The sequence below is a fragment of the Enterobacter cloacae complex sp. P43RS genome, from assembly GCF_014930585.1.
Classification (GTDB): domain Bacteria; phylum Pseudomonadota; class Gammaproteobacteria; order Enterobacterales; family Enterobacteriaceae; genus Enterobacter; species Enterobacter bugandensis.
Window position 1 is genome coordinate 62,052 of record NZ_JADBRJ010000012.1, and the last position, 25,979, is coordinate 88,030.

Below are 25,979 nucleotides of genomic sequence, written 5' to 3' on the forward strand. Positions count from 1 at the left end.
TCAATGTCCTGCAAGCTGATGGAGCGCGGTAATGACGCGGGTTGTGTCGTCATGAGTCATGTCCGGGAAAAGAGGAAGAGAACAAATACGCGCGCTGTTCCATTCCGAATTCGGAAGCGATACATCAGGAAAACGCTCGCGGTAGTATTTTTGGGTGTGCGCCGCGCGGAAATGAAGGCCGGTGCCGATGCCTTGCTCCTTCAGCGCCGCCATCAGGTTGTCGCGTGAGATCCCGCAGCGCGCTTCATCAACGCGAATAATAAACAGGTGCCAGGCGTGAACGTGTGGCCATGACGGAATGCTCAGCGGCTGGAACGGCGTATCGGCAAGCTCGCGCAGGTAGCGTTGCGCGATTGCCTCGCGGCGTAGGTTGGCCTCTTTCAGCTTACCCAGCTGTACCTGCGCCAGCGCGGCGTTGATATCTGCGAGGTTGTACTTAAAGCCCGGGGAGATCACTTCGGCCTGCGGCGCGCGGCCGTGCGTCTGGCGGTCATAGGCATCCACGCCCAAGCCGTGGAATTTCAGGCTGCGGATCCGCGCGGCAAGCCGGGCGTTATCCGTGACGACTAAACCACCTTCCGCGCAGGTCATGTTTTTGATGGCGTGGAAGGAAAAAATCGCCGTGCCTTTCCAGCCCACGTGACGGTTCTTATAGTACGTTCCGGCGGCATGGGCCGCGTCTTCAATCACCGGAATACCGTGACGCTCACCGACGGCATGAATGGCGTCGATATCACACGGCGCGCCGGCGTAATGCACGGGAATAATCGCTTTGGTACGCGGGGTAATGGCGGCTTCAACCGCTTCCGGTGTCACCATCAATGTCTCTTTGTCCACATCGATCATGACCGGCGTGGCGCCCAGCAGCACGATCATATTCAGCGTGGAGACCCAGGTTTGAGAGGGGGTAATGACCTCATCGCCCGGACCAATATCCAGCGCCATCAGCGTGACGTGCATGCCCGCCGTCGCCGAGCAGACGGCAATCGCGTGCTGGTTCCCCGTCAGCTGACAAAATGCCGCTTCAAGTTCCTGATTTTTAGGCCCGGTGGTGATCCAGCCGGAGGTTAAAACCTCCTGCAACGCCGCTAATTCCTCACTACCCATCGACGGGCGGGAAAAAGGCAAAAAATCACTCATCATTAATTTCCTTGCAATAAGAATGGCACGCGCTTGATATTAACCAATTACTTTTTCGTTTATTTCAACGAACCATAAACTCATATCAAGGTATCGTTCATTTCTTAGGGAAAAATTAAGATGCGTAATTAAGATGTGACCAAATCAATATTAATTCATTTATAAACAATAACTTATGTAATTATGAATTATTTATTTCGTGATCGAACTCAATTTTTACAAAATGTTATTTTAAACCAAACATAAACAAACAAAAAAAATCCCGGTTATTTCAGAGAAAGAAGAAATAACCGGGAACTTTTCTTTTTAGTTAATTGTCGCGCTTATTTTAAGTTATCGGGAAAGTTTTTCGGTAACTCGCTGGCCGCGCAGGCAATCACGCTTTCGTTGTTCGCACCGCAGTCGCGTACAAAGGTGATGGTGGCAAATTCGTCAATCACTTCTGTTGGATATGCCGGCCCCGCATCGCGATAGCTGTTCATCAGCGGAATATGGTCGTTCTGGAAGCAGACGGTTTTTTCCGGGTTGTTCATGACCCAACGCGGGAAGAAGATGGTGCCGTGAAACAGTTTGTCGCCCAGGTTCACAATCAGGCTAACGTCCGTACCGGTTGGCTCGGTCCAGGAGATTTTATAGATGCTCTCCCCTACCCGCACGATGTAAGCCTGCTGATCTTTAACCCAACGGTTCGCCACCAGACCGCTGTGAATACGGTAGTCGAGAGTAGTCTCGTTTTTGACGTAAATTTCGTAATTCCAGCCGTTGTCATAGGTATAAACCAGATGTTTGCCAACGAAGCCGCTTAAGTCGTGTTTGTCGAATGTGTTCATAAGATGTCTCCTTCGTTTTGATGAGACGATCTTAAGCCTTCAAAAAATGAATGAATAACGCTATGTTTTAATCAAATTCATCCAAATTTTAGATAAATTATGCACAAGACGACGCTGGAACAGTGGGCCTTACTGGAAAAAGTGGTGGATGCGGGCAGCTTTGCCAAAGCTGCAGAAGAAACCCACCGCAGTCAGTCCTCGGTGAGCTATAACCTGTCGCTGCTGCAGGAGCGGCTGGGCGTGGCGCTGCTGGCGCCGGAGGGGCGCAGGGCGGTGTTGACCCCGGCCGGTGAACTGCTTCTCGGCCAGGTGAAACCGCTGCTGAAAGCGTTTTCGTATGTCGAGACGCGCGCGGCGACCCTTCGTAACGGGATGCGCACGCGGCTGGACCTGGTGGTGGACTCGATTTTCCCACGCCGCCGCCTGTTCGCCATTCTGCGTCAGTTCCAGCAGCAGTATCCGCAAACTCAGGTCCGCCTCACGGAGGTGCTGGAAAATACCCGCGCCGATGCCATGAACAACGAGGCCGATGTGATGGTTTTAACCCGCCGCCAGGGCATTACCGGGCTCGGCGAATGGCTGATGAACATTGACTTTGTCGCCGTGGCGCATCACCGGCATCCCCTCTTTAGCCTCGACGCGCCGCTGAATGATGAGATGCTGCGCCCGTGGCCGCTAATCCAGATTGCGGACAGCCAGAACGCCGCGCGGGCTGCCGGCGAGTCGTGGACGTTCTCGACCATCGACGCTGCCATAGAGGCGGTCGTCTCGCAGGTCGGCTACGGCTGGCTGCCAGAGGAACGCATTCAGCCCCAGCTGGAGCAAGGCGTACTGAAAATCCTCCCGCTGAGCCACGGCGTTCGTCGGGCCACACCGCTGCATCTGATCGTGAAGCGCACCCTCGCCCCGCTGGATGAGCAGGTTGAAACCCTGCTGCGCCTTTTTAGCCAGGAGCCGTCATCATCACCTGCTACGCTTTAAGGTCCGAACGTTAAAACGATAAGGAGCTGATGATGAAAATCGACTTTGCGGGGAAAGTGGCCCTGGTCACCGCCTCAACCGGCGGGATCGGGTTTGCCATTGCCAGAGGCCTGGCAGAAAGCGGCGCGGAAGTGATCGTTAATGGCCGCAGCACCGACTCGGTGAACAAAGGTATTCAGCAGCTGCAGCAGGTTGTGCCTGGCGTGCAGGTGCGTGCAGCCATTGCCGATCTCAGCACCGCGGAAGGGGTTGAATCGCTGCTGAAGGTCGCGAGCGACGTCGATATTCTGGTGAACAACGCCGGGATTTACGGCCCGCAGGATTTCTATGGCACCGACGATGAAACCTGGGAGCGCTACTGGCAGACCAACGTGATGTCCGGCGTGCGCCTCTCCCGCGCCCTGCTGCCGGGCATGGTGAAAAAAGGCTGGGGCCGCGTGGTGTTTATCTCCTCCGAGTCAGCCTGCAATATCCCGGCAGACATGATCCACTACGGGGTGACCAAAACGGCACAGCTTTCGCTGGCGCGCGGGCTGGCGAAGTTCGTGGCGGGAAGCGGTGTGACGGTGAACAGCGTGCTGCCGGGCCCGACGATGTCCGACGGTTTCGCTGAAATGATGAAAGATGAGATCGAGAAAACCGGTAAATCGCTGGAGCAGCTGGCGAAAGAATTTGTCATGACCAACCGCCCCAGCTCGGTTATCCAGCGCGCCGCCACCGTTGAAGAGGTGGCTAATATGGTGATTTATGTCTGTTCGACGCAGGCCTCCGCCACCTCAGGCGCGGCATTGCGCGTCGATGGTGGCGTGGTGGATGACATTATTTAATGTCGTCAGGCGGCGCTGCCCGCGACACGACGGGCGGTAATGTAACGCTCCTGCCAGTAGTCATCAGTCAGGGTTGAGACCGTTACGCCCTGGCTGCTGGAGGCATGAATAAACTGGCTGTTACCGATATACACGCCAACGTGCCTGCGGTTCGGGCCCGTCTGGAAGAAGACCAAATCTCCCGCCTTCAGACGGTATTGCGCTACCTGTACACCGCGATGGATCTGCTCACTCGTCGTGCGCGGCAGATAAAGATGCGCCGCATCGCTGAACAGATGCTGCATAAGCGCGGAGCAATCCACTCCGCGGTGCGTGGTGCCGCCCCACTGATAGTGAGTCCCTTTCCATTTCTGGTATTGATCCAGTATCCGGGAGCGGAGTGGGCCTGTCTCCTGGTGAAGCAGGGCCGACTTCACCGGCGATTCCGCAAATGTGCTATCGGCGGAGATCATCGATGCGGGCAACTGAAAACTCAGTGCGGAAAACGAAGCAAAACTTAACGTGAGGATTGAAATAAGCGATCTGAATGTCATATCTAAACAGGAGCTAAGAGTGAATTTTTCCTTACCTGTGGAGGCCAACGTTCCCCCGAAATATCTTTCGATGTGGCGATAATATAGACTGCTTACTTTTTCACCAATCATTATTAAGGCCAAAATTGGACTCACTTTCAGATCGCAAGATTGAGAAAAAAAAGGGTGGTGATGTAAGGACTGTTCAGATAAAGCAGGTAAACTGATCGACAGAATGTGTAATTCAGCTAAGACGTATTTATGACCAATATGATTGCCGACGAGACGGTGGCGAAATCCAGCGTGCTCTCTGTCTTTGACTTTGACGGGACGCTCACGCACCACGACAGCTTTATCCCTTTCCTGCGTTTTGCCTTTGGGAAACGCTACTTTGCGGGTCGTCTGGTGCGCATGGCGCTGCCCACGCTCCACTGCGTGCGCCGCAAGCTGACGCGTGATGAGCTGAAGGAAGTGCTGATTAAAACGTTCCTGACGGGCGTGGACGAACACTGGCTACGTCAGCAGGCGGAAGCCTTTTGCGAAAAATACTGGAACAAGCTGATGCGCCCCGAAGGGGTTCTGGCGGTGGCGGCTGAGGTGAATTCCGGTGCGGAAGTGACTATCTGCTCTGCGTCGCCGGCACTGGTGCTCCAGCCGTGGGCGGACAGGCTCGGCATTAAGCTGATTGGCACGCAGCTGGAAGTGAAGGACGGCAAGCTGACGGGACGCATTACGGGCAATAACTGCCGCTGCGCCCAGAAAGTGGCAAGGCTGGAGAAGGTGTATGGCGATCTGAACGACTATCATCTGCGAGCCTGGGGCGACACCCGCGGCGACCACGAACTGCTGGCCGCGGCGCAGGATCCACACTGGCGGCACTTCCATCACCCGCGCAAGCGCCGGAATTCACCGATTAAGGGTTAGGTGCGGTCTGTTGCCCTCACCCCAGCCCTCTCCCACAGGGAGAGGGAGAAAAGCGGTGCATCAGGCCTCACGTTTCCCCGGGAACAACACGCTCGCAATAATCCCCAGCGCCAGCACACCTAACACCACAAACAGGCTGGCCGTCGCGCCAATGCTGTAACCGTGGTGCCAGAAGTGATCGGTCGCATTCAGACCCAGCTTGAACGCCACGAAGAACAGCAGCAGCACCACCGCTTTCTCCAGGTGCACCAGATACTGCTTGAGCGCTTCCAGCACAAAGTAGAGGGTACGCAGGCCGAGAATGGCGAACATCATGGCGCTGTAGATAATCAGCGGCTCGCGGCTTACCGCAATAATCGCCGGTACGGAGTCAAACGCGAACATCACGTCAGAGAGTTCTACCACCGCCACGCAGAGCAGCAGCGGCGTTGCATAGCGCTTCGCCTTCTTCACGCGGCCAACCGTTACGTCCTGGTTTTCCGGTTTTTCAAGCTCCGCATCGACCTCTTTCTGCGTCAGGATAAACGCGTTGCTGCTGATTTTGGGCCAGACGGGATAGAAGCGTTTCACCAGGCGATAGGCAAGGTGACCCGAGTAATCTTCCACTTCGTCACTCTCTTCATTGCGCTTGAGCATCATCACCGCCGTCCAGCCGACGACCAGCGCAAAAATAACCTCCACGTACGGCCCCAGGCTCAGCAGGCTGGTGCCGATCGCCACGAAAATACCGCGGAAGACAATCGCCCCAAGCACGCCCCAGTAGAGCACACGGTGACGGTACTTATCCGGCACGCCGAACCAGGCAAAGATCGCCATCATCACGAACAGGTTATCGATGGAGAGCACCTCTTCCAGCGCGTAACCGGTGAGGAACAGGCTCGCCATCTCGGCGCCGTGGTGGATGTACAGAAAACCGGCGAAGGCCATCGCCATCGAGAACCAGAAAACGGACCACATGGCCGCACTTTTCAGCGAAACAGGTTTATCGTGACGGTGCATGAAGAGGTCGATAAACATCGCCCCAACGGCCATCACCACAAAGACAACAACGGTTTCAGTCGGGAAACCGAGATGAGCAGAAGCCATGAATCTATCCTTAACCTTCATCTGCGCGCTGGCAGAGGCAACGTTTGCAACAAAAAAAGAAAACGCCCGTATCACCGGGCAAGAGAATAATAATAACACTTCTTCGCGCCAGCCCGGCAATGTAAATGTGATGTTAAAAGTGCCAGGATTTCTCTTACGTCTTCCGGGAAGGCAACGTGTTCTTCCGGAGATTATTCTTTCATTATTATGAAAGTTTTATTATCTGAGCTGAACCTGACATACGGCAAGTAGTAAATAAGCCGTAAAATTCTCACACTGAATTGCTGATAAAACCCTGATAAAAACAACCTAACTCATTGATTTTAAAACAACCAAAGACAAATCATGACGTTCTCACTTTATTTTTTTTAAACGCTTGTTAACCTGACCCAGAAAAATATTCAGACTTCTTGTGATGGAAGTTTTTCACATGGACTGGTAAGCGATGATGAATATCCACCTTAATGTTTCATATTAGCGGAATATCCACATCCCGTGACCACAACAACGCTTTCGAGTGACTAACCCGAAATAATACTTTTCTACCTTTTACACACTGAGGAATATTTTAAAAAATGAATAAATCCGTTATTACCATGGGATTTTTATTGGCTGCAATTGCCAGTCCTTCCAGCCATGCAGCGCCAGGTAAAGGCGCAGGGACGATTGAATTCACGGGTATGATTACCGCGAGCACCTGTGATGTCGATATTAACGGTCAGGGCGGGAACCCAACGATCGATATGGGTACCATCTCGTCTTCAGCATTTAAAGAAAAAGGTGACGTTGCGGGTATTCACCGTATCCAGATAGAACTGTCTAACTGCGATACCGCCGTCCTTAAATCAGCCGGAGCACGATTTGGCGGTGCCTATGATGCTAATGATAATAATCTGCTCGCGCTTAAAACCGGTGGCGACGCCGCAACGGGTTTGGGTATTGAATTCCTGAATGAAGATGGAACATCGTTAAAACTGGGCGACAACCCGAATAAATTTGTTCCTATTACCGGTGATGGCACCACGGGGGCAGCCACCCTGCTGTATTCAGCCCGTTATAAAGCATCCCTGGATGCTGTGACCGCCGGTAAGGCAGATGCGGTTGCGGATTACACCATTATCTATAAATAAATCATTCAACTCAGTTCCGGGCAATGAATAACAGCCCGGAACGCAAGGACGTTTTATGTTAAGGAAACGCTATCTGACGCTGCTGGCTCTGCTCTTTGGCTCTTGTATGTCACACGCCAGTGTGACCTTATCCAATACGCGGGTGGTATATCATGCGGACAAGAAAGAGAGCAATATTACAGTCAGAAATAATACTGCCAGCCCGTTCCTGGTACAGAGCTGGGTACAAGGCAAAGATTCACAGGGCACCAAAGCCCCGTTTATTGTGACGCCACCGCTTTTTCGCATGGATGCAGGTAAGTCCAACGCGCTACGTATTATCTATAACGGCGCGCCTTTACCGCAGGATCGCGAGTCGCTTTTCTGGATCAACGTAAAATCGATCCCCTCCTCTTCCAGAGAGGATATTAATAAACTGCAGATAGCGGTAAATACCCGGATCAAATTATTTTATCGTCCGTCAAATTTAATGGATGAACCCACGGATATTAGTAAGAAAGTGCAATGGTCTGTTAAAAATAACGAACTCATTGTACGCAACAACTCGTCTTATTACATTTCCTTTGCGGAGGTGAAGATCAATAACAAAGCATGGTCAGAGATTGACATGCTCGCGCCTAAAAGCAGCACAACATTCACGCTCAGGAACACGCTTTTGAAAAACAATGCCACCGTGCAATGGAAATATATCAATGATTATGGCGGCAACAGCCAGTTAATCACACAAAAAATAGAATAATGATTTTAAAACAATAACCTCACAGGGATATTTTTTCATGACTATATTTTGGGGCATTCGTCCAGCGCTTTGCTTTGCCTGGATTTTACCCAGCGCATTATACGCCAGTGATTACTTCGACCCGGCCTTTCTGGAAACGGGTGGCGCGCCGCGTACCGCCGTCGATCTTTCTCTCTTTGAGAACAAAGAGAGCCAGACACCCGGCGTTTATCGTGTTGACCTGTTTCTTAACAATAAAATGTTCGACACGCGCGATATCACGTTTCGACTCGAAGAGAACGCGCAGCATAAAAATATCCTCGCACCGTGCCTCAGCGAGGAGACGCTCCAGTCGTTTGGTGTTAAAACGGCGGCATTCCCGTTGCTCCGGGACGATACCCAGGGCTGCGCGAATCTGTCGGCGATCCCTCTCGCAAGCAGCGAATTTGACTTCAGCGAGCAGGCGTTAAGGCTCAGCATTCCCCAGGCGGCCCTGGACAGCCACGCTCACGGCTACATCGATCCTGCGCGTCGGGAACAGGGTATTCCGGGCCTGATGCTCAGCTACAACTACAGCGGCGCCACGTGGACCTCGCACAACGGGACGGGAACCGATAGCCAGTACCTCAGCCTGCGTCCGGGACTGAACGTTGGACCCTGGCGTTTACGCAATTTCTCGACCTGGAGTAACAGCCAGGGGCAAGCTGGGCGCTGGGAATCGGTTTATACCTATCTGCAGCGTGATATCAGCGCTCTGAATAGCCAGCTGATTGTCGGGGATAACAGTTCTACCGCAGAAGTCTTTGATGGCACCCCGTTTCGCGGCGTTCAGCTTTACTCGGATGAACAGATGCTTCCGGGCAGCCTGCGAGGCTATGCGCCGGTGATCCGCGGTATTGCTCGTACTAATGCCCAGATCACTATTTTTCAGAACGGCTACAGCATTTATCAAAGCTATGTCCCGCCCGGTGAATTTGTCATCAACGATCTTTACCTCGGCAGCAGCGGCGAGCTGAAAGTTGTGGTGAAAGAGGCGGATGGCAGCGAACAAGTCTCTTTAGTGCCTTACGCGTCGTTAGCGGTTATGCAGCGGGAAGGGCAATACAAATATGAAGTCATTAGCGGCAGCTATCGTTCCAGCAGCAGCGATGCTGAGAATGCCCTGTTTTCACAAGGGAGCCTGATTTACGGTCTGCCGTGGGAAACCTCGATATACGGAGGCATGCAGGCTGCCAGTCAATATCAGTCCCTGCTTTTTGGCATGGGTAAAAACATGGGCGATTTTGGCGCACTGTCATTTGATATTACCCAGGCCTGGGCCACCACTAAACAGGCAGAAAAAAACCGGGGACAGTCGCTACGCCTGCGCTATAACAAAAATTTGCTGTCTACCGGCACTAACGTTGCGATTGCGGGCTATCGCTACTCGACGTCCGATTTCTACACGCTCGGTGAAACCCTGAGCAGCTATCACTCGCAACCCTCGCGCCTGGATCGACGCCGTAGCCGTACAGAACTGACGCTAAACCAAAACCTGGGAGAAAGCCTCGGCTATCTCTCCGCCATGCTGGTCAGCGAGGACTACCACACGAGCCAAAAACGCACGACCTCCGCCACGCTGGGCTATGGCAACAGCTGGAACGGGATCAGCTATAGCCTGAATTACAACCACTATCTGAACGTGACAAAAGAGGATAACCAGCGTCTCTATAACCAGGACAATCTGTTCAGCCTGAGCGTGAGCGTCCCTCTGGACAAATGGCTCCGCTCCACACGTGCCGGTTACACCTTCTCTGCGGCGGAAAAACGCTCGCCAGGCCACAGTGTTTCCCTGAGCGGCAGCGCCCTTGAGGACAATAACCTGAACTGGAGCGTACAGCAGAATATCAACCCAGGGAGCCAGGCAAACAGCAGCGATGCCTCGCTTAGCTATAACGGACGCTATGCGCAGGTTGGCGCCGGGTATGGCTATAGCCGGGACGCGCAGCGGCTGAATTACAGCCTGCGCGGGGGCGTGCTGGTTCATCCTCATGGCGTCACGCTGGCGCAGTCGCTGGGTGAAACGGTCGCTCTGGTTGAAGCGCCGGATGCCGCAGGTGTCAGCGTCCGTAACCACACTGGCGTGCGCACCGACCCCTGGGGCTATGCGGTGGTGCCTTACCTGACACCTTATCAGGAGAGCAATATCCAGCTGCGTCCCGATACATTACCTGACGATGTCGAGCTGGAAAGTAACAGCCATAAAGTCGTTCCCACCCGGGGGGCTATCGTTCGGGCACGTTTCACCACGGCGGTGGGTAAACGCCTGATGATGACGCTGAAAGATGCGCAGGGCAAACCCGTTCCGTTCGGTGCCATTGTTTCTCAGAATACAACCACCAGCATTGTGGGTGATGAAGGCAGCGTATTCCTCACCGGGATGGCGGAAAAAGGGACGTTAGACGTGAGCTGGGGTAAGAAACCCGATCAGCGTTGCCAGGTTCACTATCAGCTTTCTGGCCAGGAACCCACGATTAGCGGAATTGTGCAGTTAACGCAGACCTGCAAATCATCCGTTAATAAATAAAGGAATTAAAAATGAAAAAATTAACGTTACTCGCGTGCCTGGCAGCAGGGGGATTGATGGGCGCGCCAGCTTATGCTGATGTTGTAGGAAGCTGCTGGCCGACATCAACCGTATCTGGCCAGGCGCACAAGTTTGATATTATCGAAAACCTTACTGCCGACGACGTACCCGGCACAACCCAATCCACATGGAATAATAAAGGTAATTTTAATGGTATCTGCCTCTGTCAGGACTCCAGCGTGCCAGAAAGTATCTTATTTCGATTTACCAGTACGAAACTGGGCACAGGAGGCGGCAAACGTAACGCAGACTTTATCTATTATCCTCTGGATGCGGAAAAGGGTATTAATATCGGTATAAATGTCGTTCTTGGTGGCGAGGATGAATTGCGGTATATCCCGGTTGATTTGAGTAATACCGCCGGTGTTGATAATGGACGTCCTGCGACAAATAACTGTGATGATAAAAACGACCATACTCTGTTCGCAACCGGCTCCAGCGGGACTGTCTCTCTGGAATTAACTAAACCGCTTCCTTCAGGCCGCATTGATATTCCTATGCAGGAATTAGTGACCATTTTTGCCAAAAAACAGACGGGGAGTTATGACACCTCCAGACCTTTTGTCACACTTAATTTCCAACTGTCAATTGATATTCCACCACAATGCATGATTAATGACGGGCAAACCATCAAGGTCCCGTTTGGCAGTATTACCGCGAATGAATTTAAGCCCGAGGCCACCGGTAAGCAAAAAAGCGTGGATATTCGTGTGACTTGCAAAAATCCTGAAGATGAAAGCAAGGTGAGTATTAAGTTCCGCGCGTCCGATTTTAATGGCTCTGGTTTTATCAAGACCCATAATGATGAAGGTGAGCGCAATGATTTAGGGATAAAACTTGAACACAACGGGAATAAAATTGATGGCAGCAGTTCGGCCGTACCAACGCAGGAGGGGAATGTCACTATTATAGCAACACCTGTCCAACAAGGAGAAAAGTCTCCACAACCGGGAAAATTTGAAGCCACATCCACGCTGGATTTCGAGTTTAAATAAAGAAAAAACTTAATACAGCGTAGAAACCTCTTATTTCCCGGCAACACATAGCGCTATACAAATGAGTTGCCGGGTATGAAAAATGGATTTGTATAAGGATATATACTATGAAACTCAAAACGAAAACGCGTGTAGCGCTTTGCGTTGCAGCTTTATCAGGTACTGGCATCACAGCATCACAGGTTATCGCCAGCGATATCGAGCCTTATTCTGTCCCTGTATCTATTAAGGGTGAAAAACAAAAAGACTATTTCGGTATGACGATGACCACGATCGGTAAGTTTTCCGATAAGGACAATGGTTCGCATATCGCGGGTGAAGATATTGTCATTACGGCCCCCTGGGGGGATGGCGCAAAAGGGATCGCGTACGTCATTTTCGGGACTTCCGGTGGGAAACCCATGCAGCAAGTCAATAACGTAGGTGAATTCGATCCGCAAAACGCGCTTAAAATTATCCACAGCAATAAAGCGAATAAGCCTGGCTCAGTGACGACAAAATGGATGGGCGTCGCGGTACGTAAAATAGGTGATATTAACGGCGATGGATATGATGATTTAGTCATCGCCTCCCACTGGCATGATCAGGTCTATATTATCTGGGGCGGACCGCATCACCGTACCGGCGCGCGTCTTTCTAATCAGATTGACCTCAATGATATCGACAACGGCGACGCTCGCCTGGGTATTCGCATCCGTACGGTGAATTCTTCAGGCAATGCGAATACCGGCGGCTGGTTTGGCGCCGCGGTAGGCCCAATTAAATATAAAAATTCTGCCGTGGCTAACAAGATGGTCGATCTTGCTATCGGCGATATCGAAGGCACGGGCGGACGCGGCGGCGCCGTCATTATCTACGGCGCTCAAAAGCCAGGCGATCAGTGGCAGAACATTGATATTAAGCGCAACAACCTGGGCGACTGGGAGATCCCTGCCGCGACCGGCGCCTATATTCGTCCGCAGATGACCGCCACCAACGGTCCGGATAAACCCCTTAACTACAACCTTGGGCAGCAGATCAGCGATGTCGGGGATATTAACGGCGACGGCTTCAGTGATTACCTGATCGTCGACCCGGAATCGGTCAATGAAGGCCGTAAATCAGAGAACAGCGGCACTGATGGCCGCGGCACGGCCTATCTCGTCTACGGCAGCAGCTTCAACCAGGGGAATCTCGACATCGCCTCGCTAAACTCGACGCAGGCAACCCGCATTCACGGTATGGGGGCGGCTTTCCTGGGTGGTCAGTCCGGCGGAGGTGAAGGAAGTAACGATCATAGCGCGTATACGCAGGATAAGCCCAATAACGGCACCATTACGCCATTAGGTAATTTCCTGAATGCTCACGCTAACGCTTTTGCGATTAGCGCCCCTGCCGACATGGGTATTGATAAAAAACGTTCCGGGCTGGTCTGGATTATTAAAGGTAAGGCCGACGGCAGTAAGCTGCCATCGTCTCTGTTCCTCGATGCGGCGCACACCCGGCTGAACTACAACAAAACATTTAGCGTACACGATGGCTATGCTATTTACGCCGACAGGCCTGGCAGCAAGCTGGCAGGGTTCGGGAACAGCATTCTCGGTAATGTGGACTTGAACGGCGACGGTAAAAAAGACCTGGTGATCGGCGATCCGAATGCGGTAAACGGCAGCGGCACGCAGGTGGGCGCCGTGTATGTCATCAACGGCGGTAAAAGCCTGGATGACTACGCTGACGATGAAGAAGGCATGATCAATATTAATACGCTGGTGAGAGAAGGCGTTGCGAAAGTCTACTGGGGTAAAAATCAGTATGAAAAATTCGGCGCGTCCATTGCGGCCGGGAGCTTCAATGGCTTCACTCAGGACAGTCTCGCCATTGGTTCTTACCGTGATAACACCTGGACGGGTAAGGTCACCTTCCGCATTGCGGATTACGCTATACCGGATTAATGCTTACATCATCTGAATGGGCAACACCGCCGGGGAGGAGACTCCCCGGCAATTTATTGCGCATTTTGCAGCGCCTGCGCGCACGCCCAGGCGCTCGACCACGCCCACTGGAAATTATATCCGCCGAGCCAGCCGGTTACGTCCATTACTTCGCCAATAAAGTAGAGCCTCGGTACGTTACGCGCTTCCATCGTGCGAGAGGAAAGCTCATTCGTGTCGACACCGCCCAGCGTCACTTCCGCCGTGCGATACCCCTCGGTGCCGTTTGGCTGAACGCGCCAGTTCGTTAGCGTCTCTACCAACGCTTCCTGCTCGCGGCTGTTAAGCTGCTTGAGCGACACATCCGGGATTTGCCCCAGCCCCTGCAAACACTCCACCAGACGCTTCGGCAGCAGCATCGCCAGGGTATTTTTCAGGCTCTGATTCGGGTGCGCGGCGCGCTGTTCGTTGAGGAACGCGTCCAGATCGCTATCCGGCAGCAGATTCACCGAGACAAATTCCCCCGGCTGCCAGTAGCTGGAGATTTGCAGGACCGCCGGGCCGGAGAGACCGCGGTGGGTAAAGAGCAGGTTTTCGCGGAATACCGTCCCGTCTTCGGCAGTAATAACGGAGGGAACAGAGACGCCGGACAGCGTCTGAAGCTGTTCCAGCAGCGGCTTATGCAGCGTGAACGGCACCAGCCCGGCGCGGGTTGGCAGCACCTTCAGGCCAAACTGCTCGGCAATCTTGTAGCCGAACGGTGACGCGCCCAGCCCCGGCATCGACAGACCGCCGCTGGCGATCACCAGATTATCGGCGCTGACGGTGTCACCATTCAACTGCAGCGTGTACCCCTGCTCGTCGCGGGCCACCTCCAGCACTTCAGTGCGCAGGCGCATCACTACCCCGCCCTTTTCGCACTCGGCCACCAGCATATCGACAATCTGCTGCGCGGAGTCGTCGCAGAACAGTTGCCCGAGCGTCTTTTCATGCCACGCGATGCCATGCTTACCCACCAGGTCGATAAAGTCCCACTGGGTGTAACGCGCCAGCGCAGATTTACAAAAATGACGGTTCTGGCTCAAATAGGCCGCGGGTTCGACATAAAGATTGGTGAAGTTGCAGCGCCCGCCGCCTGACATCAGGATCTTGCGGCCTGGCTTTTTCCCGTTGTCCAGCAACAGCACGCGACGACCCGCCTGTCCGACCATCGCCGCACAAAACATACCCGCCGCACCGGCGCCAATAACCACGGCATCAAACCTTTCCACGTCAAAACCCTCTTCGTTAACTGCCGCGGATTGTAAAGTTTCCTCTGTGGTCACACCAGCGTAAAAAGATATTACAAAGCCATTCCATTGAAATTTAACGATTATCCTTTCAGGCACTTTTCCCAAATCAGGTGGTATGTCAAAAAAAGTCTATATTTCACTTTGCCCGTTGCGCATTTGTCCTGGATAATGCGCCGCGTTCATGTCCTCAAAATGGCGTAACGTCCTATGCTACATTTGTTTGCCGGCCTGGATTTACATACCGGGCTTTTACTATTGCTTGCTCTGGTTTTTGTACTGTTTTACGAAGCGATCAACGGCTTCCACGACACTGCAAACGCAGTAGCAACGGTTATCTACACTCGCGCAATGCGATCGCAGCTTGCGGTTGTTATGGCGGCGGTATTTAACTTTTTTGGTGTCCTCCTGGGCGGACTGAGCGTTGCGTATGCGATCGTGCATATGCTGCCAACGGATCTGCTGCTTAACGTGAGTTCCGGTCATGGCCTCGCCATGGTGTTCTCAATGCTGCTTGCTGCCATTATCTGGAACCTCGGTACCTGGTATTTTGGCCTGCCTGCATCCAGCTCTCACACTCTCATTGGCGCGATTATCGGTATCGGGTTAACCAACGCCCTGATGACCGGGACATCGGTTGTTGATGCGCTGAATCTGCCTAAAGTACTGGGCATTTTCGCTTCTCTCATCGTCTCTCCTATCGTGGGTCTGGTGGTTGCGGGTGGATTGATTTTCATCCTGCGTCGCTACTGGAGCAACACGAAGAAACGTGCGCGTATCCACCTGACGCCAGCAGAGCGTGAGAAGAAAGACGGCAAGAAAAAGCCGCCATTCTGGACGCGTATCGCCCTGATCATTTCCGCTATCGGCGTGGCCTTCTCTCATGGCGCGAACGACGGGCAGAAAGGCATTGGTCTGGTGATGCTGGTTCTGATCGGTGTCGCACCGGCGGGCTTCGTGGTGAATATGAACGCCTCGGGTTACGAAATCACCCGTACCCGTGATGCGGTCAACAACGTTGAAACCTATTTCCAGCAGCACCCTGAGCTGCTGAAAAAAGCGACCGGCGTTGACCAGCTGATCCCTTCTCCGGAAGCCGGTGCCACCACCGCGCCTGGCGAATTCCACTGCCATCCGGCTAATGCGATTAACGCGCTGGAACGTGCCAAAGGTATGCTGGGCAACATCGAAAGCTACGATAAACTGGCCGTTGAACAGCGTGGTCAGCTGCGTCGTATCATGCTCTGTATCTCCGACGTGACCGATAAAGTCGCGAAGCTGCCAGAGGTGAATGGTGACGACAAGCGTCTGCTGAAGAAACTGAAAAGCGATATGCTCAATACCATTGAGTACGCGCCAATCTGGATCATCATGGCCGTCGCGCTGGCGCTGGGTATCGGTACGATGATTGGCTGGCGTCGTGTGGCGACCACCATCGGCGAGAAGATCGGTAAGAAAGGCATGACCTATGCGCAGGGTATGTCCGCGCAGATGACGGCGGCAGTGTCTATCGGTCTGGCGAGCTACACCGGTATGCCGGTATCCACCACCCACGTACTCTCCTCGTCCGTGGCAGGTACCATGATTGTTGACGGCGGCGGTCTGCAGCGCAAAACCGTGACCAACATTCTGATGGCCTGGGTGTTTACGCTTCCGGCTTCTATCCTGCTGTCAGGCGGGTTGTACTGGATTTCGCTGAAGCTGATTTAATTGGCTGAAGGCGACAAAAAGCGGGTCAGGAAACTGACCCGCTTTTTTTTATGGCTGTTATTTGCAATCCAACAGTTTATAACATTAGGATTTTCTGAACATTTTTTGCTCAAAAGAGTTGCGAAAATAACACTATGATGACGGCCAGAAGAAAAACCAGGCAAAGGAGAATGTATGGCTTCTGTCCCAATTTCAGGACCTGGCTCAATGGTTATAGCAAATAATATGCGTGAAGCACGTCTCCATGGCATGTCGCGTAACATGGCCACTCCCTCAACGTATTACTGGTTCTACCAAAAAGTCCGAAATGGTGGTCCCTGGGATTACAAAAAATTCGACCCTTATTTTGCTGCATTTGGTAATTTCAACTTCGGAGCCGCCGGAACTGCAGCAGGCATACCTGCAAACATCCTTCTTATGGGCGCTGGTTGGGCTCAAGGCCGTGCTGGCACGTCAAAACCTGAATGGGGAAAATGGCACGAAAAGCCGCCTTACGGGGACGATCCAACGGACCAACGCAATATCAGAGAAGGAATAGCGTATGCCATTCAAAACGGCTACTAAATGGATTCATCGCCTTGTTACTGTTTCGCTTCTGGCTCTGGTCATTGGATTTGTGTGGCTCAACCACCAGCCCAACCAGCAAGAGGGCGATAAACTTCAACGCGTTTATAAATTATCTGACAGCGTCTGGCTCTATATGACCGTGAACAATCAGGGTGGCGCCACCGTACCCACAATCTACCGTTACTATCTCTCGGAAAAGATAACAGGGAAAGACACCGACATTATCCATCAGTTGGCAATGAAGCATCCTGTCATTGAAGGTACGGGTACAATCACTGCGGCCAGCATTGATACAAACGGACACGTTAATATCGCCTATAGCGGGAAGGTTATTTCGATTGAGACCAATATCTCCAATCTGCGGTTCTCAGTGAAGCCCTGAACCAGAGGAAAGCAGGCGGGGTTATCCCCGCCTGCTGTGGTACTCAGTGCCAAATCATCAACGCAATCATACTGACCACGACCAGCCCACACAGGGCGCTGGTCAAAATGAACTGACGACGCAGACGCTCGCAGCGACGGATAAACTCTTCATCGTGATGATCGCGGTAGCGCTGGTAGTAGATATACCCCACCAGACGCATCTGCTTGCTGGGCTGTCCATGCGAGGTGAAGAACCCTCCACCGTCCACATACTGATACAGCAACGGATCGCAACCACGAAGTACCACTAACAGCGCACGTAACGATGAGAAGTAGCGCGCCATATTCACTATGCAAACTACGCATAACGCCCAAAACAATGCGACGGTGCTAATCATACATCCTCCCCGGCGTCCGCCCACGAAGCAAGGCTCCTGAGCTACCGCACCCCAATGCCCTGACAGACAGTTCAGTGAAAGAATGACTAAAAGTCGATCCGGTTCGCGTTTTAATATCCGAACGGCTCATTAAATAGTGTAGGAGATCCGTTAATTTTTTTGCCACAAGGTTAATCGTTATCAACACCAAAGCTTGAAAAATATGTTTAACTGGGCCGTAATGAAAGCATCAGACGACGGCTTTCCCATTTAGTCATCGATAACTTAAGGAAGGAGTAACACTATGGCTTACAAACACATTCTTATCGCGGTAGATCTCTCCCCGGAGAGCAAAGTGCTGGTTGATAAAGCGGTATCTATGGCACGTCCCTACAACGCGAAAGTCTCCCTGATTCACGTTGATGTGAATTACTCCGACCTCTACACCGGTCTGATCGACGTCAATCTGGGCGATATGCAGAAACGCATCTCTGAAGAAACGCATCACGCGCTGAGCGAGCTCTCCACCAACGCGGGCTATCCGATCACCGAAACCCTGAGCGGCAGCGGCGACCTGGGTCAGGTGCTGGTTGATGCGATTAAGAAATACGATATGGATCTGGTGGTATGCGGTCACCATCAGGACTTCTGGAGCAAGCTGATGTCTTCAGCACGCCAGCTGATTAACACCGTTCACGTGGACATGCTGATTGTTCCGCTGCGCGACGAAGAAGACGAGTAAGTGCAAAAAAAGCGGCACTGAAAGTAGGCCGGGTAAGGCGAAGCCGCCACCCGGCTTTTTTTATTCTGGCGTACCCGAATAAATATCAAACCGATGTCCTTTCGTGGTCACCGCGTTAGTAGTCGCAACGTCCGCCAGCGGCGGCGCGTAGTCCGGGCGCTTCACCACCACCCGCTTCGTCGCGAGCTGACGAGCCGGCTCCAGCAGGCCATCTGCGTCTAAATCCGGCCCCACCAGCGACTGAAATACCCGCATCTCTTTCTTAACCAGCGCGCTTTTCTGCTTATGCGGGAACATCGGGTCGAGGTAGACCACCTGCGGACGCGGGGTGATGTCCGTCAGCGCCGTCAGGCTTGACGCGTGGATAAGCTGCAAACGCTCCTGCAGCCACGGGCCGATTTCCGGGTCCGCATAGCCTCGCGTCAGTCCGTCGTCGAGCAGCGCGGCGACAACCGGATTACGCTCCAGCATCCGCACATGACAGCCGACAGACGCCAGCACAAACGCATCGCGCCCCAGCCCCGCGGTGGCATCCACCACGTCCGGCAGATAGCTTCCTTTAATCCCAACCGCTTTGGCCACCGCTTCGCCGCGACCGCCGCCGAACTTACGCCGGTGCGCCATCGCGCCGCCAACGAAGTCGACAAAAATCCCGCCGAGCTTCGGTTCATCGCGCTTGCGTAATTCGAGATGTGCTGTCGTCATTACCAGCGCCATCAGGTTCTCTTCATCGTGCTCCAGCCCCCAGCGGGCCGCCAGAACAGATAAGGCGCCGTCTCCGGCGCCCGTTTCATCCACTAAGCAGATCTTCACGTAACAATCAGCCTTTGATCCCGTAATGCTCAAGCATCGCATCCAGCTGCGGCTCGCGGCCACGGAAGCGTTTGAACAGCACCATTGGCTCTTCAGAACCGCCGCGGGTCAGGATGTTGTCAAGGAACGACTGGCCGGTTTCGCGGTTGAAGATCCCCTCTTCCTCGAAGCGAGAGAAGGCATCCGCCGCCAGCACGTCGGCCCACAGGTAGCTGTAATAGCCCGCCGCGTAGCCGCCCGCGAAAATGTGGCTGAACGCGTGCGGGAATCGGCCCCAGGTTGGCCCTGGAATAACGGCAACCTGCTTTTTAATCTCGGCCAGCGTTTCGAGGATTTTCGCCCCCTGCTCCGGGCTGAACTCGGCGTGCAGGCGGAAATCGAACAGGCCGAACTCCAGTTGACGCAGAATGAACATCGCCGCCTGGTAGTTTTTCGCCGCCAGCATTTTATCCAGCAACTCTTTCGGCAGCGGTTCGCCGGTCTCATAGTGGCCGGAGATAAACGCCAGCGCGTCCGGCTCCCAGCACCAGTTTTCCATAAACTGGCTTGGCAGCTCGACCGCATCCCATGGCACCCCGCTGATACCGGCGACGCCGGCGGTTTCGATGCGGGTCAGCATGTGGTGCAGGCCGTGACCGAACTCGTGGAACAGGGTGATCACTTCATCGTGGGTGAACAGAGCAGGCTTGCCGCTTACCGGACGGTTGAAGTTACAGGTCAGGTAGGCGACCGGTTTTTGCAGGGAACCGTCGGCTTTACGCATCTGGCCCACGCAGTCGTCCATCCACGCCCCGCCGCGCTTGTTCTCACGCGCGTAGAGATCGAGGTAGAAGCTGCCGCGCAGTTCGTTTTTCTCGTCATACAGTTCGAAGAAGCGTACGTCCGAATGCCAGACGTCAATATCAGTACGCTCTTTAGCGGTAATGCCGTAAATGCGTTTCACCACTTCAAACAGGCCGTTGACGGCTTTGTTTTCCGGGAAGTACGGGCGCAGCTGCTCGTCGCTGATGCTGTAGAGGTGCTGCTTCTGTTTTTCGCTGTAGTACGCGATATCCCACGGCTGAAGCTCGTCCACGCCAAACTCCGCTTTCGCAAAGGCGCGCAGCTGGGCCAGCTCTTTCTCACCCTGAGGACGGGCGCGTTTGGCCAGATCGGTCAGGAAGTCGAGCACCTGCTGCGGGTTCTCGGCCATTTTGGTGGCGAGGGATTTATCCGCGTAGCTGTCGAAGCCCAGCAGCTGTGCCAGCTCGTGGCGCAGGGCGAGGATTTCCGCCATGACCGGGCTGTTGTCCCATTTGCCCGCGTTCGGCCCCTGATCGGAGGCGCGGGTGCTGTAGGCGCGGTACATCTCTTCACGCAGGGCCTGGTTGTCGCAGTAGGTCATCACCGGCAGATAGCTCGGGATATCCAGCGTTAACAGGAAGCCTTCCTGCTCTTTCGCTTCGGCCTGGGCTTTCGCCGCCGCCAGGGCGCTTTCCGGCATTCCCGCCAGCTCTGCTTCGTCGGTAATCAGCTTCGTCCAGCCCATGGTGGCGTCAAGGACGTTATTGCTGTACTGGTTACCCAGTTCGGACAGGCGCGCAGCGATTTCACCGTAGCGAACCTGCTTCTCTTTTGGCAGACCGATACCGGACAGTTCGAAATCACGCAGGGCGTTATCGACCGATTTTTTCTGCGCCGTGTTCAGTTCGGCATAATGGTCGCCGTCGCGCAGGTCGCGGTAGGCTTTGTACAGCCCTTCATGCTGGCCGACCCAGGTGCTGTACTCAGAGAGCAGCGGCAGGGTTTGTTCGTAGGCTTCACGCAGTTCCGGGCTGTTTTTCACCGAGTTCAGGTGGCTTACCGGAGAGAAGATACGCCCCAGCACGTCGTCCACTTCGGCCAGCGGCTGACACAGATTCTCCCAGGTGTACGGCGCGCCCTGCGCAACCACGCTTTCTACCGCCGCACGGCAGTTGTCCAGCGACTGGGTAACGGCTGGAACCACATGCTCAGGGAGGATTTTAGAAAACGGTGGCAACGAAAAAGGCGTCAGTAATGGATTGGTCATAAACGCTGTCCTGTTGAAATAGGTGAATGAAGCGCGCATCCGGCGCTGTGCATATTGTTTTCAGTAATGGGGTTAAGTGTAGAGGATTTCAATAGCTGCGCTTACCGGGCCTGCGGGTAATCTGTGCCGTTCTGCTGTAAACTGTGGCAAATCGTCAATTCAGCGGAATACCATTACCCATGCTCAGTTATCGCCACAGCTTCCACGCTGGCAACCATGCCGACGTCCTCAAACACACCGTTCAGAGCCTGATCATTGAATCGCTTAAAGAGAAAGAGAAGCCGTTTCTCTATCTGGACACCCATGCGGGCGCGGGCCGTTATCAGCTGAGCGGCGAGCATGCCGAGCGTACCGGCGAATACCTTGAGGGCATCGCCCGCATCTGGCAGCAGGACGACCTGCCCGCCGAGCTGGAGCCTTACATTGGCGTGGTGAATCACTTCAACCGCAACGGCCAGCTGCGCTACTACCCTGGCTCACCGCTGATTGCCCGCCAGCTGCTGCGCGAGCAGGACAGCCTCCAGCTGACCGAACTGCACCCGAGCGACTTTCCGCTGCTGCGTTCGGAGTTTCAGAAAGATAACCGCGCCCGCGTCGACAAAGCCGACGGCTACCTGCAGCTGAAAGCCAAGCTGCCGCCGGTTTCCCGTCGCGGCCTGGTGCTGATCGACCCACCGTACGAAATCAAAACCGACTATCAGGCGGTGGTGACCGGCATTCACGAAGGCTACAAACGTTTTGCGACCGGAACCTATGCCCTGTGGTACCCGGTGGTGCTGCGCGCGCAGATCAAGCGCATGATCAAAGATCTTGAGGCGACCGGCATTCGTAAAATCCTGCAGATTGAGCTGGCGGTACGCCCGGACAGCGACCAGCGCGGCATGACTGCTTCCGGCATGATCGTCATTAACCCGCCGTGGAAACTCGAAGCGCAGATGAACAACGTGCTGCCGTGGCTGCACAAAACGCTGGTGCCAGCCGGAACGGGCCACGCCACCGTCAGCTGGATCGTGCCGGAGTAATTGCAGCCATCGGTGGAAACTATTGATTTCAGGTATACAATCGCGGCAATTCACGATTAAGGACAAAAGCTATGACTAAGCATTATGACTACATCGCAATCGGCGGCGGCAGCGGCGGCATCGCCTCCATCAACCGCGCGGCCATGTACGGCCAGAAATGTGCGCTGATTGAAGCCAAAGCGCTGGGCGGCACCTGCGTGAACGTGGGTTGTGTACCGAAAAAGGTGATGTGGCACGCGGCGCAAATCCGTGAAGCGATCCATATGTACGGTCCGGACTACGGCTTTGACACCACCATCAACAATTTCGACTGGGACAAGCTGATCGCCAGCCGTACCGCCTACATCGACCGCATTCACACCTCGTACGACAACGTGCTGGGCAAAAATAACGTCGACGTGATTCACGGCTTCGCCCGCTTTGTGGACGCGAAAACGATCGAAGTGAACGGCGAGACGATCACCGCCGATCATATCCTGATCGCCACCGGCGGCCGCCCGAGCCACCCGAATATTCCGGGCGCGGAATACGGTATCGACTCCGACGGCTTCTTCGAGCTGCCTGCCTTGCCTCAGCGCGTGGCCATTGTGGGCGCAGGTTACATCGCGGTAGAGCTGGCTGGCGTGATTAACGGCCTGGGTGCAGAAGCGCACCTGTTCGTGCGTAAACACGCACCGCTGCGCAGCTTTGACCCGCTGATCGTCGATACGCTGGTTGAAGTGATGAACACCGAAGGCCCAACCCTGCACACCAACGCCGTGCCAAAAGCGGTCGTTAAAAACGCGGACGGCAGCCTGACCCTTGAGCTGGAAGATGGCCGCAGCCAGACCGTTGATTGCCTGATCTGGGCGATTGGCCGTGAACCGGCGAACGACAGCTTTAACCTGGCGGTGACCGGCGTGAAAACCGACGAAAAAGGCTACATCGTCGTCGATAAGTTCCAGAACACCAGCGTACCGGGCATTTACGCCGTCGGTGATAACACCGGTGCGGTTGAACTGACGCCGGTGGCCGTTGCGGCGGGCCGTCGTCTCTCCGAGCGTCTGTTCAACAACAAGCCGGACGAACATCTGGACTACAGCAATATTCCGACCGTGGTCTTTAGCCACCCGCCAATCGGCACCGTCGGCTTAACCGAGCCGCAGGCGCGCGAGCAGTACGGCGACGACCAGGTGAAAGTGTATAAATCCGCGTTCACCGCGATGTATACCGCAGTCACCTCTCACCGTCAGCCGTGCCGCATGAAGCTGGTCTGCGTGGGCCCGGAAGAGAAGATTGTCGGTATCCACGGCATCGGCTTCGGCATGGATGAGATCCTGCAGGGCTTTGCGGTGGCGCTGAAGATGGGTGCGACCAAGAAAGACTTCGACAACACCGTGGCGATCCACCCGACGGCGGCGGAAGAGTTTGTCACCATGCGATAATGCAGAAGCCCCTCTCCGGAGGGGCTTTTTTTATTCACATACATAAATCGTTGCAAAACGAATGCTCCGAAAAGAGTGATCTACCGCACATATCCCTCCACATCTACCGAAGCGAATGTCTACGCTTATAGGACGCCCGGAGAAACCTGTCTTCAGAACACACAACCGGAGGTCCCTATCACCATGTTCAACCAGAAACTACAGGCTACCGAGAACATCGAATTCGAGATTGCAGAAGAGCTGCGCTACGAGACCGATCCCTGCGAGTTAAAACTGGATGAGATGATTGAGGCGGAGCCGGAACCCGAAATGATCGAGGGGCTACCCGCCTCCGATGCCCTGACGCCCGCCGATCGCTACCTTGAACTGTTCGAACATGTCCAGTCGACGCGGCTGTTTGCGGACAGCAAAACCTTCCCCGACTGCGCGCCGAAGATGGATCCGCTGGATATTCTGATCCGCTACCGTAAGGTCAGACGGCACCGGGATTTCGACCTGCGCCAGTTCGTTGAGAACCACTTCTGGCTGCCTGAAACCTACAGCACGGAGTATGTCTCCGACCCCGGCCTGTCGCTGAAAGAGCACATTGATAGCCTGTGGCCCGTCCTGACGCGCGAACCGCAGGACCATATTCCCTGGTCGTCCCTGCTGGCGCTGCCGCAGGCCTATATCGTGCCCGGCGGGCGATTCAGCGAGACCTACTACTGGGATTCGTACTTCTCCATGCTGGGGCTGGCGGAAAGTGGCCGTAACGATCTGCTGAAGTGCATGGCGGATAACTTCGCGTGGCTGATCGAACGCTACGGCCATATCCCTAACGGCAACCGCACCTATTATCTCAGCCGCTCGCAGCCGCCGGTCTTTGCCCTGATGGTGGAGCTGTTTGAAGAGGACGGCGTGCGCGGCGCGAAGCGTTACCTCGACCATCTCAAAATGGAGCATGCCTTCTGGATGGACGGCGCGGAGTCGCTGCTGCTTAACCAGGCCTACCGCAGCGCGGTGCGCATGCCGGACGGTTCATTGCTGAACCGCTACTGGGACGACCGTGACACCCCGCGCGACGAATCGTGGATTGAAGACGTAGAAACCGCCCGCCACTCGGGCCGTCCGCCGAATGAGGTCTATCGCGATCTGCGTGCGGGAGCAGCGTCTGGCTGGGATTACTCCTCCCGCTGGCTGCGCGATCCGGCGCGGCTCGCCAGCATTCGCACGACGCAATTTATCCCCATCGATTTGAACGCCTTCCTGTTTAAGCTGGAGAGCGCGATTGCCAATATCTCGGCGTCGAAAGGGGATAAAGAGACGGCCGAGCTGTTCCGCCAGAAGGCCACCGATCGCCGCGCGGCGGTGAACCGCTATCTGTGGGACGAGGAGAGTGGCTGTTACCGCGATTACGACTGGCGACGCGAGCAGATGGCGCTGTTTTCTGCCGCCAGCATTGTGCCGCTGTATGTTGGAATGGCGACGCACGAGCAGGCAGAACGTTTATCTGACGCGGTAAAAGCGCGTCTGCTGACGCCGGGTGGGATTCTGGCAACCGAGTACGAAACCGGCGAGCAGTGGGATAAACCCAACGGCTGGGCGCCGCTGCAGTGGATGGCGATTCAGGGGTTCAAGCAGTACGGCAACGACTCGCTGGGGGATGAAATCGCCTGGAGCTGGCTGCATACGGTGAACCACTTCTACAAGACGCACCACAAGCTGATTGAGAAGTACCACATCGCCAGCAGTACGCCGCGCGAAGGGGGCGGCGGGGAGTATCCGCTACAGGATGGCTTCGGCTGGACGAACGGCGTGGTGCGACGGTTGATTGGGTTGTATGGGGAGCCTTGAGAGGGGTGCGATCTGGCCCCTCTCCCCTCCGGGGATGTACAGTCCGGGGACATGGTAGACAGGTGTTCGGGGACATGGTGAACACTTTTTAACATCCTTTACCCATGGTG

The 25,979-nt window shown here is 54.5% G+C and carries 24 protein-coding genes; 16 read left to right on the forward strand and 8 right to left on the reverse strand.

Annotated features, from left to right (window positions below):
- Entirely contained in the window at nt 1–1,140 is a 1,140-nt protein-coding gene (arnB, locus tag IM294_RS19325) for a UDP-4-amino-4-deoxy-L-arabinose aminotransferase (protein ID WP_126818609.1), read from the reverse strand.
- A gap of 323 nt (nt 1,141–1,463) precedes the next feature.
- Nucleotides 1,464–1,970, reverse strand: a complete 507-nt coding sequence (locus IM294_RS19330) for a phenolic acid decarboxylase (protein ID WP_028014722.1) — start codon at nt 1,968–1,970, stop codon at nt 1,464–1,466.
- Nucleotides 1,971–2,069: 99 nt separating this feature from the next.
- Here IM294_RS19330 and IM294_RS19335 point away from each other — a divergent pair, with 99 nt between their 5' ends.
- On the forward strand, nt 2,070–2,951 hold the full coding sequence (locus IM294_RS19335) for a LysR family transcriptional regulator (RefSeq protein WP_126818600.1): 882 nt from the start codon (nt 2,070–2,072) through the stop codon (nt 2,949–2,951).
- 32 nt (nt 2,952–2,983) lie between these two features.
- Complete coding sequence (locus IM294_RS19340) at nt 2,984–3,778, forward strand: SDR family NAD(P)-dependent oxidoreductase (RefSeq protein WP_028014724.1); 795 nt, start codon at nt 2,984–2,986, stop codon at nt 3,776–3,778.
- Nucleotides 3,779–3,783: 5 nt separating this feature from the next.
- Here the strand turns inward: IM294_RS19340 and IM294_RS19345 are convergent, their stop codons facing one another.
- Nucleotides 3,784–4,311 carry an NlpC/P60 family protein gene (locus tag IM294_RS19345; protein ID WP_048960803.1) on the reverse strand — a complete coding sequence of 176 codons (528 nt, stop codon included), beginning with the start codon at nt 4,309–4,311 and terminating at the stop codon, nt 3,784–3,786.
- Nucleotides 4,312–4,551: 240 nt separating this feature from the next.
- On the opposite strand from IM294_RS19345, the gene IM294_RS19350 reads away from it, so the two are divergent.
- Complete coding sequence (locus IM294_RS19350; protein ID WP_028014726.1) at nt 4,552–5,214, forward strand: HAD family hydrolase; 663 nt, start codon at nt 4,552–4,554, stop codon at nt 5,212–5,214.
- A gap of 60 nt (nt 5,215–5,274) precedes the next feature.
- Here IM294_RS19350 and IM294_RS19355 read toward each other — a convergent pair whose 3' ends face one another.
- Nucleotides 5,275–6,300 (reverse strand): TerC/Alx family metal homeostasis membrane protein, encoded by a 1,026-nt coding sequence (locus tag IM294_RS19355; RefSeq protein ID WP_045259396.1) that lies wholly within the window; start codon nt 6,298–6,300, stop codon nt 5,275–5,277.
- Between IM294_RS19355 and IM294_RS19360 the strand changes: the two genes are divergently transcribed.
- The 6 genes from IM294_RS19360 (at nt 6,299) to IM294_RS19385 (ending at nt 13,700) form a co-directional block, all read left to right on the forward strand.
- Nucleotides 6,299–6,511: a hypothetical protein gene (locus tag IM294_RS19360; protein ID WP_126345955.1), complete on the forward strand. Its 213-nt coding sequence runs from the start codon at nt 6,299–6,301 to the stop codon at nt 6,509–6,511. The two genes, IM294_RS19355 and IM294_RS19360, sit on opposite strands and share 2 nt — an antisense overlap.
- 364 nt (nt 6,512–6,875) lie before the next feature.
- On the forward strand, nt 6,876–7,430 hold the full coding sequence (locus tag IM294_RS19365) for a fimbrial protein (protein ID WP_045259397.1): 555 nt from the start codon (nt 6,876–6,878) through the stop codon (nt 7,428–7,430).
- Between the two features lie 55 nt (nt 7,431–7,485).
- Nucleotides 7,486–8,169, forward strand: coding sequence for a molecular chaperone (locus IM294_RS19370; RefSeq protein ID WP_126818601.1), 684 nt, complete (start codon nt 7,486–7,488; stop codon nt 8,167–8,169).
- Between the two features lie 37 nt (nt 8,170–8,206).
- A complete protein-coding gene (locus IM294_RS19375) occupies nt 8,207–10,714 on the forward strand; it encodes a fimbria/pilus outer membrane usher protein (RefSeq protein ID WP_193360382.1) in 2,508 nt (835 codons plus the stop codon).
- 11 nt (nt 10,715–10,725) lie between these two features.
- On the forward strand, nt 10,726–11,769 hold the full coding sequence (locus tag IM294_RS19380; protein WP_047367220.1) for a fimbrial protein: 1,044 nt from the start codon (nt 10,726–10,728) through the stop codon (nt 11,767–11,769).
- A 107-nt stretch (nt 11,770–11,876) separates the two neighbouring features.
- Complete coding sequence (locus IM294_RS19385) at nt 11,877–13,700, forward strand: integrin alpha (protein ID WP_041911866.1); 1,824 nt, start codon at nt 11,877–11,879, stop codon at nt 13,698–13,700.
- Nucleotides 13,701–13,753: 53 nt separating this feature from the next.
- Here IM294_RS19385 and IM294_RS19390 read toward each other — a convergent pair whose 3' ends face one another.
- Nucleotides 13,754–14,950: an NAD(P)/FAD-dependent oxidoreductase gene (locus IM294_RS19390; protein WP_126818602.1), complete on the reverse strand. Its 1,197-nt coding sequence runs from the start codon at nt 14,948–14,950 to the stop codon at nt 13,754–13,756.
- 228 nt (nt 14,951–15,178) lie between these two features.
- Here IM294_RS19390 and pitA point away from each other — a divergent pair, with 228 nt between their 5' ends.
- The 3 genes from pitA (at nt 15,179) to IM294_RS19405 (ending at nt 17,627) form a co-directional block, all read left to right on the forward strand.
- Nucleotides 15,179–16,678 (forward strand): inorganic phosphate transporter PitA, encoded by a 1,500-nt coding sequence (pitA, locus tag IM294_RS19395; RefSeq protein ID WP_028014734.1) that lies wholly within the window; start codon nt 15,179–15,181, stop codon nt 16,676–16,678.
- 174 nt (nt 16,679–16,852) lie between these two features.
- Nucleotides 16,853–17,242 carry a polymorphic toxin type 44 domain-containing protein gene (locus tag IM294_RS19400; protein WP_048960798.1) on the forward strand — a complete coding sequence of 130 codons (390 nt, stop codon included), beginning with the start codon at nt 16,853–16,855 and terminating at the stop codon, nt 17,240–17,242.
- A complete protein-coding gene (locus IM294_RS19405; RefSeq protein WP_028014736.1) occupies nt 17,220–17,627 on the forward strand; it encodes a hypothetical protein in 408 nt (135 codons plus the stop codon). The genes IM294_RS19400 and IM294_RS19405 overlap by 23 nt, the downstream gene beginning before the upstream one ends.
- A 43-nt stretch (nt 17,628–17,670) precedes the next feature.
- On the opposite strand, the gene uspB is transcribed toward IM294_RS19405, so the two are convergent.
- Nucleotides 17,671–18,006, reverse strand: a complete 336-nt coding sequence (uspB, locus tag IM294_RS19410; RefSeq protein WP_003861224.1) for a universal stress protein UspB — start codon at nt 18,004–18,006, stop codon at nt 17,671–17,673.
- Nucleotides 18,007–18,289: 283 nt separating this feature from the next.
- Here uspB and uspA point away from each other — a divergent pair, with 283 nt between their 5' ends.
- Nucleotides 18,290–18,727 (forward strand): universal stress protein UspA, encoded by a 438-nt coding sequence (gene uspA / locus IM294_RS19415; protein ID WP_003861223.1) that lies wholly within the window; start codon nt 18,290–18,292, stop codon nt 18,725–18,727.
- 60 nt (nt 18,728–18,787) lie between these two features.
- Here uspA and rsmJ read toward each other — a convergent pair whose 3' ends face one another.
- Nucleotides 18,788–19,540 (reverse strand): 16S rRNA (guanine(1516)-N(2))-methyltransferase RsmJ, encoded by a 753-nt coding sequence (rsmJ, locus tag IM294_RS19420; protein ID WP_047367222.1) that lies wholly within the window; start codon nt 19,538–19,540, stop codon nt 18,788–18,790.
- Between the two features lie 7 nt (nt 19,541–19,547).
- A complete protein-coding gene (gene prlC, locus IM294_RS19425) occupies nt 19,548–21,590 on the reverse strand; it encodes an oligopeptidase A (RefSeq protein WP_126818603.1) in 2,043 nt (680 codons plus the stop codon).
- A 179-nt stretch (nt 21,591–21,769) separates the two neighbouring features.
- On the opposite strand from prlC, the gene IM294_RS19430 reads away from it, so the two are divergent.
- From IM294_RS19430 to IM294_RS19440, 3 genes are all read left to right on the forward strand, one after another.
- Nucleotides 21,770–22,612: a 23S rRNA (adenine(2030)-N(6))-methyltransferase RlmJ gene (locus IM294_RS19430; RefSeq protein ID WP_126818604.1), complete on the forward strand. Its 843-nt coding sequence runs from the start codon at nt 21,770–21,772 to the stop codon at nt 22,610–22,612.
- Nucleotides 22,613–22,683: 71 nt separating this feature from the next.
- Nucleotides 22,684–24,036, forward strand: a complete 1,353-nt coding sequence (gene gorA / locus IM294_RS19435) for a glutathione-disulfide reductase (RefSeq protein WP_126818605.1) — start codon at nt 22,684–22,686, stop codon at nt 24,034–24,036.
- A 183-nt stretch (nt 24,037–24,219) separates the two neighbouring features.
- Entirely contained in the window at nt 24,220–25,869 is a 1,650-nt protein-coding gene (locus IM294_RS19440; protein ID WP_028014741.1) for an alpha,alpha-trehalase, read from the forward strand.
- Nucleotides 25,870–25,979 lie beyond the last annotated feature (110 nt).

Coding starts and splice junctions, on each gene's coding strand:
- arnB (WP_126818609.1), bottom strand. CDS start 1,140: ATGAGTGATTTTTTGCCTTTTTCCCGCCCGTCGATGGGTAGTGAGGAA.
- IM294_RS19330 (WP_028014722.1), bottom strand. CDS start 1,970: ATGAACACATTCGACAAACACGACTTAAGCGGCTTCGTTGGCAAACAT.
- IM294_RS19335 (WP_126818600.1), top strand. CDS start 2,070: ATGCACAAGACGACGCTGGAACAGTGGGCCTTACTGGAAAAAGTGGTG.
- IM294_RS19340 (WP_028014724.1), top strand. CDS start 2,984: ATGAAAATCGACTTTGCGGGGAAAGTGGCCCTGGTCACCGCCTCAACC.
- IM294_RS19345 (WP_048960803.1), bottom strand. CDS start 4,311: ATGACATTCAGATCGCTTATTTCAATCCTCACGTTAAGTTTTGCTTCG.
- IM294_RS19350 (WP_028014726.1), top strand. CDS start 4,552: ATGACCAATATGATTGCCGACGAGACGGTGGCGAAATCCAGCGTGCTC.
- IM294_RS19360 (WP_126345955.1), top strand. CDS start 6,299: ATGAATCTATCCTTAACCTTCATCTGCGCGCTGGCAGAGGCAACGTTT.
- IM294_RS19355 (WP_045259396.1), bottom strand. CDS start 6,300: ATGGCTTCTGCTCATCTCGGTTTCCCGACTGAAACCGTTGTTGTCTTT.
- IM294_RS19365 (WP_045259397.1), top strand. CDS start 6,876: ATGAATAAATCCGTTATTACCATGGGATTTTTATTGGCTGCAATTGCC.
- IM294_RS19370 (WP_126818601.1), top strand. CDS start 7,486: ATGTTAAGGAAACGCTATCTGACGCTGCTGGCTCTGCTCTTTGGCTCT.
- IM294_RS19375 (WP_193360382.1), top strand. CDS start 8,207: ATGACTATATTTTGGGGCATTCGTCCAGCGCTTTGCTTTGCCTGGATT.
- IM294_RS19380 (WP_047367220.1), top strand. CDS start 10,726: ATGAAAAAATTAACGTTACTCGCGTGCCTGGCAGCAGGGGGATTGATG.
- IM294_RS19385 (WP_041911866.1), top strand. CDS start 11,877: ATGAAACTCAAAACGAAAACGCGTGTAGCGCTTTGCGTTGCAGCTTTA.
- pitA (WP_028014734.1), top strand. CDS start 15,179: ATGCTACATTTGTTTGCCGGCCTGGATTTACATACCGGGCTTTTACTA.
- IM294_RS19400 (WP_048960798.1), top strand. CDS start 16,853: ATGGCTTCTGTCCCAATTTCAGGACCTGGCTCAATGGTTATAGCAAAT.
- IM294_RS19405 (WP_028014736.1), top strand. CDS start 17,220: ATGCCATTCAAAACGGCTACTAAATGGATTCATCGCCTTGTTACTGTT.
- uspB (WP_003861224.1), bottom strand. CDS start 18,006: ATGATTAGCACCGTCGCATTGTTTTGGGCGTTATGCGTAGTTTGCATA.
- uspA (WP_003861223.1), top strand. CDS start 18,290: ATGGCTTACAAACACATTCTTATCGCGGTAGATCTCTCCCCGGAGAGC.
- prlC (WP_126818603.1), bottom strand. CDS start 21,590: ATGACCAATCCATTACTGACGCCTTTTTCGTTGCCACCGTTTTCTAAA.
- IM294_RS19430 (WP_126818604.1), top strand. CDS start 21,770: ATGCTCAGTTATCGCCACAGCTTCCACGCTGGCAACCATGCCGACGTC.
- gorA (WP_126818605.1), top strand. CDS start 22,684: ATGACTAAGCATTATGACTACATCGCAATCGGCGGCGGCAGCGGCGGC.
- IM294_RS19440 (WP_028014741.1), top strand. CDS start 24,220: ATGTTCAACCAGAAACTACAGGCTACCGAGAACATCGAATTCGAGATT.